A 12,223-nucleotide genomic window follows, 5' to 3' on the forward strand; every position below is an offset into this window, starting at 1 on the left:
AGGTGGCCATGGCCAAGGAAATCGTCGACCTGAAGGCCGACAATAAAGAACTGCGCAAGCAGGTGGAAGAAATGAATGACCGGCTGAATGCGGTTCTCGGCCTGCTTGATGCAGGCAAAACCAGGGATTTCCCGGATGTACCGGAAAACCACTGGGCTTATGAATATATCCGTGTTCTTGCCGGCAACGGCCTCATCCAGGGGTATCCCGACGGTACCTTCGGCGGCGATCGTTCCATGACGCGGTATGAATTTGCCGCTCTCCTTTACAGGGCGCTGAAGAACGGGGCTCCCGTCGATGACACGATGGACAGGGCTATGAATGAGTTCGAGCCGGAATTGCGTCAGATCCGTGCAGACCGCATCCGTGTGGATCGCGTTTCCGGTAAGGACAATGACCGGAATAAGGTGGAACGTGTACACATCAACAATGACGATAACAAGGATAACAATGATTATCGTGATGTGTACGGCTCCCGTATTTCCGCCGAAATGAAATAATGTATTGCCCGTAAAACTTCCGGCAGATGCCGGAGAATATCTAAAAACAAGAGCACCGACCCATACGGGGCGGTGCTCTTGTTTTACAACTACAAAAAAAGAGTTCCCCATTGAAGGGAACTCTTTTAGACTGCTATCCGGCGAAGCGGGCGCTCCGGAGGATAGGTTACTGATTGTTTTCCACTATGCAGGCCGTGCCCTGGCCGCCGCCGATGCAAAGTGTTGCCAGGCCGTATTTGCCACCTTTTTCTTTAAGGCCGTAGAGCAGGGTTACGAGAATCCGGGCACCGGACGCACCGATCGGATGACCGAGAGCGATAGCGCCGCCGTGGATGTTGACTTTGCTCATATCGAAGCCGAGTTCCCTGCAGCAGTATGCCGCCTGTGCACCGAACGCTTCGTTAGCTTCAATGAGGTCGAGATCGCTGCCCTTGAGGCCCGCTTTTTCAAGCGCTTTGCGGGAAGAGGGAACGGGGCCCGTACCCATGATAGCGGGATCAACGCCTGCAGATGCATAGCTCTTAATCGTTGCGAGCGGTTTGATGCCGAGTTCTTTTGCCTTGTCGGCGGACATGATGACAAATGCGGCCGCGCCGTCGTTGATGCCGGATGCATTACCTGCCGTGACCGTACCGCCGTCGCGTTTGAAGGCCGGTTTTAATTTGCCCAGGGCTTCCGCCGTTACGCCTTCGCGCGGGAATTCATCCGTATCTACAATGATATCGCCCTTCTTGCCGTGAATGACGACAGGAACGATTTGATCTTTAAACGTACCCGATTTAATGGCTTCGACAGCTCTGGCCTGAGAGGTTGCGGACAATTCATCCTGCATTTCACGGGTTATACCGAATTTTTCAGCTACGTTTTCAGCCGTAATACCCATGTGGTAGTTGTTGAATGCGTCCCACAACCCGTCTTTAATCATTCCGTCCACGAGTTTGCCGTCGCCCATACGATAGCCCCAACGGGCTTTCTGTACGAGGTAGGGAGCCTGGGACATGTTTTCCATGCCGCCCGCCACAACAACGTCAACGTCGCCGGCTTTGATCATTTGTGCTGCCAGAGATACGCAACGGAGGCCGGAACCGCAGACTTTGTTAATCGTCATTGCCGGAGTTTCAACGGGCATGCCGACTTTGATCATAGCCTGACGAGCCGGGTTCTGACCGAGGCCGGCCTGCAATACATTGCCCATGACCACTTCGTCGACGGCGTCTTTGGCAATGCCCGCGCGTTTAATGGCTTCTTCGATTACGACCGCGCCGAGTTCGACGGCAGAGACATCTTTGAAAGCACCGCCATATTTACCGATAGCTGTACGGCATGCGCTTACGATTACTACATCTTTCATTGAATACCACCCTTTCTCGTCATATCTTATAGATTAAACAAACACATAAGTAAGGTAATAAGCAGACCGGAATCAAAACTTGTTCTTGATTTCACAATCTCTATGTCTATATAGTATATTTTTTCATCTGTAATTACAAGGGAAAAATATAATATCCTTATGCCGAATTATCATCATAAAAGGAAAACATCCATTATAGGTAATACATAAAAACTAAAGCCGTATATAAAATATGTCCAGATGCATATGTGCGAAATATCACATACAAGAAGACAAAAAAAGCATCTTCCGCAGAAGATGCTTTTTAAGGATTGATGGAAGTTATGCTTAGAAAAGATTTGCGATGAAGCTGTATCCCAATAAGATCGCCATGGAAACAATCAATTTTGTGTTATCGCTGACGTGTGTCATGTTAAGATCCCCTTTCCTGGAATTGTATCTTCACATAAATATTGTTTAAAAGTTGCAGATAAAGTAAGTTCTATGAAGAACATCCTTTATTTGTCTATATCTTACCACGCATGTAAATAAAATCAACGACCTAAAAAGTTATTGTTACCCCTTCAAAATGATATAAAGTAATGGACGGACAGGAGAAATTGCTATAATAGGCGATTCATAGGCTGCTTTGTTTAATCTATAAGGATATGGACGAAGATTTAATTTAAAAATTTAAGTAATAAAAATTTATATAAGATCATTAATTATGTGGAAATTAAAATTAAAAAGAAAATACCTTAAAATATAATGGATTAATCGGGGTCGTGATAAAAGTATCATGTCCCTGCGATTGTATTTCCGGGCAACTGAGCTCGACAGCATGAAGTACGGTCTATATAATAAAACATAACAGCGGGAGGAAACAGAAATGGGATTTTTAAACGGCATTTTCGGAAAACTGTCCTTAGAGCCTGTGGATACAAAAATATATGATGAGGCGTTAGCTCTGTTTAATGACGAAGCGGCGCAGAATGCGACCGCGGAGGAGGTCGAGAGGCGCAGTATTGTTAACGGGTTGTGTTGTGACACTTTGCCTGACGGAGAGGGGGAGTTCGGATTTGCCCGAACCAATCCCGTTCCGGTGAACGGGTTGTTCGGAGCATGGTCGTATCTGTCGCGTCTTCGTTCCCTGCGGACGGGCGGGCCCGTTTATTTCCAACTGGCGGAGCGGGACGGTTCGCTGGCGCTGTTTGAAGTGATCAGCCGCAGCGGCAGTAACGCTTTCGATCTGTGGTTCAGCCTCTGTCATCCGCGTCGGTCGCATAATGTCCCGGAAGGATATATTCTGGAAAGGGAAGCCGTATTGCCGCGGGGTATAACGACGACGGCCGATACTTTCCCGAAAGGCTTGTATAGGGAAATACTGAAAGAGGCGAAGCGGCGGCTCCACGTGAAGGTGGCCGATAAGGAAAGTAAATACATTGACACGGAGCAGGCCCTTGCCGGCCTGGAAACGCTTCGCGCCGAAAGGAGGCACAATGAAAAATGCTTTTGCCGCCGTTCGGATGGATGAACGCCATCCGAACTGGTCATATGCTTCTGCCCGCAAGGGGAATCTCTACACGCGGCACGGTGATTTCCGTACTGAATTCGGCAGAGATTATACGCGTATTATCCATTCGCTCGCATACAGCCGTTTAAAACATAAGACACAGGTATTTTTTACGACGAAAAATGATCATATTTCGACGCGGATCGACCATGTGAACCAAGTCAATTCCGTAAGCAATACGATCGGCGTTTATTTGGGGCTAAACACGGAGCTTATCAGCGCCATTGCCCTCGGTCATGATTTGGGCCATTCGCCCTTCGGACATCTCGGTGAACGGGTATTGCAGAAAATCAGCCGGGATGAGCTGGGCAAAACGTTCTGGCATGAGCAGCAGGGACTGCGTGTTGTCGATGAAATTGAAACGCTTCTTGATCCGGCGGGAAAGACGCAGAATCTCATGTTGACGTATGCCGTGCGGGACGGCATTATCAGCCATTGCGGCGAAGTGAGTTCTACGGTTATCAGGCCGCGGGAGGAAGCGATGGACCTGGTCGATATTACGCGGCCGAGTCAGTATGCGCCGTACACGTGGGAAGGATGCGTTGTAAAAATAGCCGATAAAATAGCTTATCTGGGCAGGGATATTGAAGATGCCGTGCGTTTGCGTATTTTAAAGGAAGACGGCAAGCCCTTGCAGGACCTGCTCTGCGAGTTGAACAGCCACTTCCATGAAAATATGCAGTCCGTCACCAATACGTCCATTATGTACCCGTTGATTACGGATATTTGCCGGGAGAGCTCACCGGATAAGGGGATCGTCTTGTCTGAAGCGCATATTAAGTTGATGGATACGGTTATGCGCTTTAATTATGAGTATATATATAAAAACAAGCGCTTGGAAATTTATCATAACTACGCGCAGCTTATTTTGGAATCCATTTATAATCTGCTTCAGGAATGTTACGGCAGTACCCGCACGATGGATAATATTCGCCGCCTCAGCGAAGCGTATCCGACTTTAGGGCGGCATTTTGAAAAGAGAATGATGAAATTTTCCGATATCGGCCGGGCCGAGGCGAACCCTGAGGAATACGGGAATGACGTTATTTATCACATCGGCGAAAGCGAGGCCGATTACAAGAAAGCCTGCATAGACTATATTGCGGGCATGACCGACACGTATGCCGAGAAAATTTTCGGGGAAATGACGACCTTTTAGAGAAGAAACCTTGACTTTAATGAGTCGTATTGGTATAATTTCTTATGTTAAAGATTAAGCAGAAGCCGTCCGCTTCTCACCTTACATGGCGTTCGTGTTACTAAGGTCGTCTCTTGCGCAGATATGAGCGGATAGCCATGCTATTCGCTCTTTTTTTGCGGAGGTGAAAGATTATTAGTAAGGAATTGCGTATCAACGAACAAATCAGAGCCAAGGATGTGCGCTTGGTCAGTGATACGAATGAACAGCTCGGTGTTATGTCTTTGCGCTCTGCACGCCAGATTGCGGAAGAACGCCGTCTGGATTTGGTGGAAGTGGCTTCCAACGCGAACCCGCCCGTATGCCGCATTATGAATTACGGTAAGTACCGTTATGAACAGCAGAAACGGGAAAAGGAAGCAAAAAAGAAACAGAAAGTGTTTACCCTTAAGGAAGTTAAGCTGCGTCCCAATATTGAAGACCATGATTTTTACGTGAAGATGAAGGCGGCGCAGCGTTTCCTGGACGAAGGCAGCAAGGTGAAGGTTACGATTATGTTCAGGGGCCGTGAAATGAGCCATCCCGAATTGGGCGAAAAGCTGCTCGTCCGTTTTGCAGATGAGTTGAAAGAAGTCGCCCATGTTGAAAAGGCGCCTAAGATAGAAGGCAGAAATATGACCATGGTCATTGCTGCCAATAAGGCGAAGTAAGAGGAGGAATTTTATAATGGGGAAATTGAAAACCCGCCGTGCTGCGGCAAAACGTTTTAATGTGACAGGTACAGGTAAATTCAAACGCGCCAAGGCTTATAAGAGCCATATTTTGGAAAAGAAGTCTCCGAAGCGTAAACGTAATCTTCGCAAAGCGACTCTTGTCGCCAAGAGCTACATTGAAACAGTGCGCAAGATGTGCCCGTTTGTTTAATCCGTTTGACAGTACTGTAAGAGTGGGAGGAATATATAATGGCCAGAATTAAAGTTGGCGTTACAGCACACGCCCGTCATAAAAAAATCATTAAGATGGCAAAAGGGTATCGCGGTACACGCAGCCGTCTTTTCAAAAAAGCTAATGAAAGCGTAATGAAGGCGCTCTTTTATGCGCGTCGCGACCGGCGCCAGAAAAAACGTGAATTCCGCAAGTTATGGATTACGCGTATCAATGCGGCAACCCGCGCAAACGGCATGAGTTACAGCCGCTTTATTAACGGTTTGATGAAGGCCGGCGTGATCGTCAACCGTAAAATGTTGGCTGATCTTGCTGTAAACGATGCGGCTGCATTTACTAAACTGGTGGAATTGGCAAAAGCGCAGTAATATACTGAAGCATGGACCGCACGTAACGGTGCGGTCCTTTTGTATGATTACACATCTCTTTTTCTGGCGGCATGAGCCGTTTCTTCATTGAACCTCCCTGTTAAGCGGGCAGTTGGCTTTCTTATGATATTTTATGATAAAATGTCCAGAGGATTTATGAAAGAACGGTTCTGAAAAGAAGCGCGATTTCTTGTCTTTGCACTCTGTATCCTGTACAATTACAAATGGAGCGTGACGCAATGCATATTGTAATGGTGGAACCGGAGATTCCCGGCAATACAGGTAATATTTCCCGCCTGTGCGCGGCTAATCATATAACCTTGCATCTTGTAAAGCCGTTGGGTTTTTCTTTGGAAGACAGATATTTGAAACGGGCCGGGCTTGATTATTGGGATCTGCTCAGGCTGGAAGTGCATGAGAACTTTGCGGCGCTTCAAATGAAGTACCCGGATAATCGATATTTTTATTTAACGACGAAGGCTGAACGGTGCTATGCGGATATTGCGTTTCTCCCTGAGGATATGCTTGTTTTCGGAAAGGAAACGAAAGGGCTGCCCGAAGAGTTGTTGAAGGCCAATAGGGAGCACTGTTTCCGTATTCCCATGATTGACGAGGCGCGGAGTCTCAATTTGTCCAACGCGGTTGCCATTGTTTCGTATGAAGCGCTGCGTCAGCTTGATTTCCCCGACCTTGCCAAAAGCGGCAGGGGAATAGAGAATTTGTAATAAGAGAGGGTTCCGGCATGGAAGAAGTATATGTGAAAGCAAATGAGTTGGCTACGGCAATCGGTGCGTGCGAAGGGTATAAAAAGCTCCTTGCCGCCGGCGAAAAATTGGCGGGGGAAGAACCGACACGCAAGAACGTACGCGATTTTCTCGTCTTGCAGGCTAAGCTTGCGTACGCACAGTCCATGGGCGATAAGCCGATTAAGAAAAAGGTTGAAGACTTGAACCGTTTGGCGGAAATTCTTAAAAATAAACCTGTAGCCATGGAATATTTACAGGCGTATAACGCATGGCAGTCGAAGGCCGGCGAAATTTATCAGATTATTCAGAATTCCATGGCGGAAGGGATGAGCATTCTTGACCAGTAAGGCTATTGCGGCGTTTGAGGAGCGCCTTGCAAAAGAGGTGCCGTCAGACCGTGTTTTTATTGATGAACCTATGCGCGAGCATACGACCTTTGCCGTCGGCGGTCCCGCGGATGTTCTCGTCCTGCCCCGCTCCGTAAAGGAGTTGTCGTTGGCCATTCGTGCGGCACGGGCCCTGCATATCCCTTTGACCGTTCTGGGCGGCGGTTCCAACGTTCTCGTTCTTGACGGCGGGATCCGCGGTGTCGTCATCCAGCTGAACGATATGAAGCGTGTCTTGTCCTGTCATGATGACAGAATACACGCCGCGTCCGGGTATATGCTTGCCGATGTCTGTAGGTTTGCGCGCGACAATTCACTGACAGGGGCGGAGTTTGCCTGCGGCATTCCCGGTACGCTCGGCGGCGCCGTTTTTATGAATGCCGGGGCGTACGGCGGTGAAATGAGCCATATTGTTTCCCGCGTACGTACGGTTAACGGGCATGGCGGCGTTACGACCTATGAACGCGGCACATTCGGCTTCGCTTATCGGACCAGCGTGTTTCAGGAGCTGCAGGAATACGTGGTCGAAGTGGAATTACAGTTACAACACGGCGACAGGGCGGAAATTCAGGCGATGATGGATGACCTGACGGAGCGTCGGATGAGTAAGCAGCCCCTTGAAATGCATAGTGCCGGCAGTACCTTTAAGCGGCCGCCCGGATATTTCGCAGGGACGCTTATTGATCAGACCGGTTTGAAGGGCCTGTCACACGGCGATGCGGAAGTGTCGACGAAGCATGCGGGCTTTGTCGTCAATAAAGGCAATGCGACCGCGGCGGATATTCTTGCCGTCATCCATGAAGTGCAGCAATGTGTCAAAGAAATGCACGGCGTTGATTTGGAAACGGAAGTACGCATTATTGGCGAAGCGGCGGAATAAGCCGCCGCAGCTTAAAGGCCGTACGCCCCGGTTTTATTAAAAAAGTAAAGCCCCGCTCAGGATAGACAAGACCCGTAAGGCACCGCCTTACGGGTCTTGTGATATTCCCGGGGAATATTTTTGTTGCACATCGGGGTATCATCCCTCACGTTAAGAATGTGGAACCCCCATAGGTTTATTGGATATAATGCATTTTCTGTGCTATACTGATACAGTTATATAAAAGCAGAGTTTTCTGATAGGAGAGAAATACATGGAACGTAAGGATATCCGCAACATTGCAATCATTGCCCACGTTGACCACGGTAAAACGACGCTCGTCGATGCGATGCTCAAACAGAGCCACGTTTTCCGCTCCAACGAAAAAATCGCCGAACGGGTCATGGACTCCGGCGATATTGAACGTGAAAGAGGCATTACGATTTTATCTAAAAATACATCCGTCATGCACGACGGCGTTAAAATAAATATTGTCGACACTCCGGGCCATGCCGATTTCGGCGGCGAAGTGGAACGTGTCCTCAACATGGTTGACGGGGTGCTTCTTCTCGTCGACGCGTTTGAAGGCCCGATGCCGCAGACGAAATACGTACTGCGCAAGGCCTTGGAACAGAATTTGAAACCTATCGTCGTTATCAATAAAATTGACAAACCTGACGCGCGTATTGAAGAAGTTGAAGACGAAGTGCTGGAGCTTTTCATGGAACTTGATGCAAGCGATGAACAGCTCGATTTCCCCGTTATTTATGCTAACGGCCGTGACGGCGTGGCTAAGACGGATATGGCTGACGAAGCTGTGGATTTGCAACCTCTCTTCAAGGCGATTGTGGAACACTGCCCGTGCCCGAAGGGTGACCTTGAAGGCCCCCTCCAATTCATGGTTACGACCCTGGACTATGACGATTATGTAGGGAAAATTGCTGTCGGCCGCATTGTGCGCGGCAATATGAAGCCGAATCAGAATGTCCTTGTCGTTGACGGGGAAAGTCAGCGCAAAGCGAAGATCGCCCGCGTTTATACTTATGAAGGGTTGAACCGCATCGAACGGGAAAACGGCGCCTCGATGGGGGATATAGCTTGTATCGTCGGTATTCCCGATATTAAAATCGGTGAGACCGTAGCGGACCCGACCAATCCGGAAGCACTGCCCAAAATAGATATTGACGAACCGACATTGTCCATGATTTTTTATGTAAATGACAGTCCTTTTGCCGGACAGGAAGGCGATCTTGTAACGAGCCGCCATCTTCGTGACCGGCTTTTCCGCGAAGTACAGACCAACGTATCCCTGCGCGTCGAAGAAACGGGATCCGCCGACGCGTTCAAGGTGTCGGGGCGTGGCGAGCTCCATATTGCCGTCCTCATTGAAGAGATGCGCCGTCAGGGATATGAAATGCAGATCGGTAAACCGAGCGTCATTACAAAAGAAATTCACGGGCAGAAATGTGAGCCGTTGGAAGCGTTGACGATCGATGTACCGCAGGAATTCATGGGAGCCGTTATGGAACGTCTCGGCACACGCAAAGCGGAGATGGTCAATATGGTTGACCTCGCCGGCTATACGCGCCTTGAATTTATCATTCCCGCCCGCGGGCTTATCGGGTTCCGCAGCGAATTCCTTACGGCTACGAAAGGCAACGGTATTATGTATCATGTCTTTCACGGCTATGCGCCCTGGAAAGGGGAAATCCCGGGCCGTACGCGCGGCAGCCTTGTTGCTTTTGAAGGGGGCGAAACGACGGCTTACGGCATTTATAACCTGCAGGACCGCGGTACTATGTTCATCTCACCGGCACAGGATTATTTATTTGGGTCAGGTCATCGGTGAAAGTAATCGTGATGTCGATATTGACGTTAACCCGTGCAAGAAGAAGCATCTCAGCAATACCCGTTCCTCCGCCTCCGATGAAGCGCTGCGTCTCGTACCGCCCCGTATCATGAGTTTGGAACAGGCGCTTGAATGGATTAACGATGACGAACTGGTCGAAGTTACGCCGAAGAGCATTCGGCTCCGCAAGGCTATTCTTGACAAACATGACCGCAAGAGGGCCGCAAAGAAAAACTGAGCGTATTTTATGCATAACCGGCCGCAGGGCCGGTTATTTTTGTAGTAAGTAAGGCCCCCCGGCTAGGCCAAGGGGGCTTACTTACTACAAAAAACTGGCAGCCCTTGTGCAAGAGCTGCCATGACCATAAGACGATGACGGAAGACCGGAATGTCAAGTACAAGTATTAAAATAAATCGGTGTGGGAACCTGTGCGAACAAGAAATAGTTCTTTAGCGAGCTTTAAATCTTTCCTAAATCTGTTGGATGCGATGATATCCAGCTTCATTGTCTACATCCTTTACCAAATCCGAGAAGCTGTGGTACCGTTTATATTTTTCCGGATGTGCTTTCATTTCGTTATATTCAGCTAGGGCGTTGCGGGGTTCCGCATTGAATGTATTACGGCGGACGTCAAATGGAATCCCGTCACACCGAACCGCACTTTTCAGGAACATAGTAATGGCAGAAGACATGTTCAGTCCCAAGTCATTAAACAATCTTTCAGCTTCTTTTTTGAGATTTTCGTCTACACGGACATTGATGTTAGCAGTAGTCATAGCGTCCACCTCTTTCTTTAACTATTGACTTAATTATAAAGTATAAATAGGAAAATAGCAATATAAAGAATGACAATGTTTTACTATTGCTATACAGTTTGATTAAGGGTAGGAGGATGCCAAGCTCTACAGCCCTTTCGTTCATGATTGCCGCCCCCTTAAATGAGAAAAAACACAAAATTCATAAGGGAGGATACCTTGCGATTTGAAATTGAATATTTTGGCTCCGGGCCGCAGGGCCGATTATAAAGGCAGTTTAATGATATATGAAACATGGGGCAATAGGAAGTATACGTATAGAAATCACCGATTTTGGTGCAGCGGATATTATGTTGATATGGTAGAAAAAGATAGACACGTATACAGCTAATCAATTAAAGGAAGAGGAGATGTCAGAACAACTGACATTGAATTATGATGACCCGTTTACGAGGGATAAGTAACCGATAGCAATGGCGGACCGGGCATGCGCTTCCATGCGCAGCCGGTAACAGTTTTCATGACAACGGTACTGAATAGTGGTATTATAATAAAAGTATTACTAAATAACGATAAAAATTTAACTCAGAGGGGGATTCATCATGAAAAAAAGAATCGTCGGTGTAGTCGGGCTGGGACATGTAGGCGCACACGTCGCCTTTGTCCTGGGTATGCGCGGTGCTGCCGATGTTGTTAAACTCTGCGACATTAATGAACAGAAAGCTGTCAGTGAACGTCAGGATTTAATGGATGCCGTCATGTTCATGCCTCATCGGGTTGAATATGTGCCGGCTGCATATGAAGAACTCGGGGATTGCGATATCATCATCAACGCCATGGGTAAGGTCGCGCTCTGTGCCACCGGCAGCCGTGATGACGAAATGGGCTTTACCGTTCCCGGAGTCGCCGGGTATATCTCCAAAATCATGGCCGGCGGGTTCAACGGCTGCTTTATAAATATTACGAATCCCTGTGATGTTATTACAAACCTGATCCAACGCCTGAGCGGTCTGCCGGCCCGTAAGGTTATAGGTACGGGCACAGGCCTCGACAGCTCCCGCCTGATCAGCGCCATCTCTCAGCAGACGGGTTTGGATCATCATTCTTTCTCGGCCTTTATGTTCGGCGAACACGGCAATTCTCAGATGACGCCGTGGTCTGTAGTCACATTTGCGGGGCAGCCGTATTTGGAAATTGCGGAGCATGACGAACGGTTCCGCTTTGATCGGAAGGAATTGCAGGAACGCGCCATCAAAGGCGGCTGGGTAACATTCGTCGGCAAACAGTGCACGGAATACGGCATTGCTTCTACAGGTGTCCGCATTGCCGAAGCCGTTCTCCATGATGAACAGGTCATTATGGCCGCCAGCGTCAAGCTTGACGGACAGTACGGCGAATCCGGCATTTACTGCGGCGTACCTGCCGTTATCGGGGCCGGCGGCGTGGAACGCATTATGGAATATACCCTTACGCCGGAAGAATTAAAGGAATTTCACGGTTGCTGCGATAAAATCCGCGCCAATATCGAAAAAGCCGATGCCTTGCTGAAGAAATAAACGGGCGGCGGTAAACTGTTCGTCTTTTATGTTTTAGGGAGAGACTGTGTTCGGACGGTCTCTCCGTTTTTATTTGAAACCATTCAGTCTTGTATCTTGTGGGCGCAATTCTAAGTATCCCGACGCGGTTGGCTTTGGGATACAGAGGAAGAAAAGCGCAGTAGTTTATGGCGTTCCTCCTCCTCTGCGAGTCGTCAGAACGCGCATAAACCTTGCG

At 48.5% G+C, this 12,223-nt stretch carries 13 protein-coding genes and 1 pseudogene; 12 read left to right on the top strand and 2 right to left on the bottom strand.

Features of this window, described 5'->3' with window-relative positions:
• Positions 1–500 (top strand): S-layer homology domain-containing protein (locus HMPREF0080_RS05380; protein ID WP_040347347.1); only part of this gene is annotated, 500 nt, incomplete at its 5' end.
• 166 nt (positions 501–666) lie between these two features.
• Here the strand turns inward: HMPREF0080_RS05380 and HMPREF0080_RS05385 are convergent.
• Entirely contained in the window at positions 667–1,851 is a 1,185-nt protein-coding gene (locus tag HMPREF0080_RS05385) for an acetyl-CoA C-acetyltransferase (RefSeq protein WP_006790284.1), read from the bottom strand.
• A gap of 868 nt (positions 1,852–2,719) precedes the next feature.
• On the opposite strand from HMPREF0080_RS05385, the gene HMPREF0080_RS05390 reads away from it, so the two are divergent.
• The 10 genes and pseudogenes from HMPREF0080_RS05390 (at position 2,720) to HMPREF0080_RS11690 (ending at position 10,102) form a co-directional block, all read left to right on the top strand.
• Entirely contained in the window at positions 2,720–3,364 is a 645-nt protein-coding gene (locus HMPREF0080_RS05390; RefSeq protein WP_006790285.1) for a hypothetical protein, read from the top strand.
• Complete coding sequence (locus HMPREF0080_RS05395; protein ID WP_040347348.1) at positions 3,330–4,562, top strand: deoxyguanosinetriphosphate triphosphohydrolase family protein; 1,233 nt, start codon at positions 3,330–3,332, stop codon at positions 4,560–4,562. The genes HMPREF0080_RS05390 and HMPREF0080_RS05395 overlap by 35 nt, the downstream gene beginning before the upstream one ends.
• A 185-nt stretch (positions 4,563–4,747) precedes the next feature.
• Positions 4,748–5,251 carry a translation initiation factor IF-3 gene (gene infC, locus HMPREF0080_RS05400; RefSeq protein WP_006790287.1) on the top strand — a complete coding sequence of 168 codons (504 nt, stop codon included), beginning with the start codon at positions 4,748–4,750 and terminating at the stop codon, positions 5,249–5,251.
• A gap of 16 nt (positions 5,252–5,267) precedes the next feature.
• Complete coding sequence (rpmI, locus tag HMPREF0080_RS05405; protein WP_006790288.1) at positions 5,268–5,465, top strand: 50S ribosomal protein L35; 198 nt, start codon at positions 5,268–5,270, stop codon at positions 5,463–5,465.
• A gap of 38 nt (positions 5,466–5,503) precedes the next feature.
• Positions 5,504–5,854: a 50S ribosomal protein L20 gene (rplT, locus tag HMPREF0080_RS05410; RefSeq protein WP_006790289.1), complete on the top strand. Its 351-nt coding sequence runs from the start codon at positions 5,504–5,506 to the stop codon at positions 5,852–5,854.
• A gap of 239 nt (positions 5,855–6,093) precedes the next feature.
• Positions 6,094–6,579 (top strand): tRNA (cytidine(34)-2'-O)-methyltransferase, encoded by a 486-nt coding sequence (locus HMPREF0080_RS05415; protein ID WP_040347349.1) that lies wholly within the window; start codon positions 6,094–6,096, stop codon positions 6,577–6,579.
• A 17-nt stretch (positions 6,580–6,596) separates the two neighbouring features.
• Positions 6,597–6,947 (top strand): YlbF/YmcA family competence regulator, encoded by a 351-nt coding sequence (locus tag HMPREF0080_RS05420; protein ID WP_006790291.1) that lies wholly within the window; start codon positions 6,597–6,599, stop codon positions 6,945–6,947.
• A gap of 4 nt (positions 6,948–6,951) precedes the next feature.
• On the top strand, positions 6,952–7,866 hold the full coding sequence (murB, locus tag HMPREF0080_RS05425; RefSeq protein ID WP_040347374.1) for a UDP-N-acetylmuramate dehydrogenase: 915 nt from the start codon (positions 6,952–6,954) through the stop codon (positions 7,864–7,866).
• A 253-nt stretch (positions 7,867–8,119) separates the two neighbouring features.
• Positions 8,120–9,932 (top strand): annotated as a pseudogene (gene typA / locus HMPREF0080_RS05430) (translational GTPase TypA).
• 35 nt (positions 9,933–9,967) lie between these two features.
• Positions 9,968–10,102, top strand: a complete 135-nt coding sequence (locus HMPREF0080_RS11690) for an HNH endonuclease (RefSeq protein ID WP_216436696.1) — start codon at positions 9,968–9,970, stop codon at positions 10,100–10,102.
• Positions 10,103–10,165: 63 nt separating this feature from the next.
• Here the strand turns inward: HMPREF0080_RS11690 and HMPREF0080_RS05435 are convergent, their stop codons facing one another.
• Positions 10,166–10,471: a type II toxin-antitoxin system RelB/DinJ family antitoxin gene (locus HMPREF0080_RS05435; RefSeq protein ID WP_006790296.1), complete on the bottom strand. Its 306-nt coding sequence runs from the start codon at positions 10,469–10,471 to the stop codon at positions 10,166–10,168.
• A gap of 581 nt (positions 10,472–11,052) precedes the next feature.
• On the opposite strand from HMPREF0080_RS05435, the gene HMPREF0080_RS05445 reads away from it, so the two are divergent.
• On the top strand, positions 11,053–12,006 hold the full coding sequence (locus HMPREF0080_RS05445; protein WP_006790298.1) for a lactate/malate family dehydrogenase: 954 nt from the start codon (positions 11,053–11,055) through the stop codon (positions 12,004–12,006).
• The last annotated feature ends 217 nt before the right edge of the window (positions 12,007–12,223 follow it).

Source organism: Megasphaera geminata F0357 (assembly GCF_000239275.1).
GTDB classification, from domain to species: domain Bacteria; phylum Bacillota; class Negativicutes; order Veillonellales; family Megasphaeraceae; genus Megasphaera; species Megasphaera geminata.

What these genes read in the sequence shown, in the direction of transcription:
- HMPREF0080_RS05420 (WP_006790291.1), top strand. Translation starts at nt 6,597, where the DNA reads ATGGAAGAAGTATATGTGAAAGCAAATGAGTTGGCTACGGCAATCGGT.
- HMPREF0080_RS05390 (WP_006790285.1), top strand. Translation starts at nt 2,720, where the DNA reads ATGGGATTTTTAAACGGCATTTTCGGAAAACTGTCCTTAGAGCCTGTG.
- HMPREF0080_RS05395 (WP_040347348.1), top strand. Translation starts at nt 3,330, where the DNA reads ATGAAAAATGCTTTTGCCGCCGTTCGGATGGATGAACGCCATCCGAAC.
- HMPREF0080_RS05415 (WP_040347349.1), top strand. Translation starts at nt 6,094, where the DNA reads ATGCATATTGTAATGGTGGAACCGGAGATTCCCGGCAATACAGGTAAT.
- HMPREF0080_RS05435 (WP_006790296.1), bottom strand. Translation starts at nt 10,471, where the DNA reads ATGACTACTGCTAACATCAATGTCCGTGTAGACGAAAATCTCAAAAAA.
- rpmI (WP_006790288.1), top strand. Translation starts at nt 5,268, where the DNA reads ATGGGGAAATTGAAAACCCGCCGTGCTGCGGCAAAACGTTTTAATGTG.
- HMPREF0080_RS05385 (WP_006790284.1), bottom strand. Translation starts at nt 1,851, where the DNA reads ATGAAAGATGTAGTAATCGTAAGCGCATGCCGTACAGCTATCGGTAAA.
- rplT (WP_006790289.1), top strand. Translation starts at nt 5,504, where the DNA reads ATGGCCAGAATTAAAGTTGGCGTTACAGCACACGCCCGTCATAAAAAA.
- HMPREF0080_RS05445 (WP_006790298.1), top strand. Translation starts at nt 11,053, where the DNA reads ATGAAAAAAAGAATCGTCGGTGTAGTCGGGCTGGGACATGTAGGCGCA.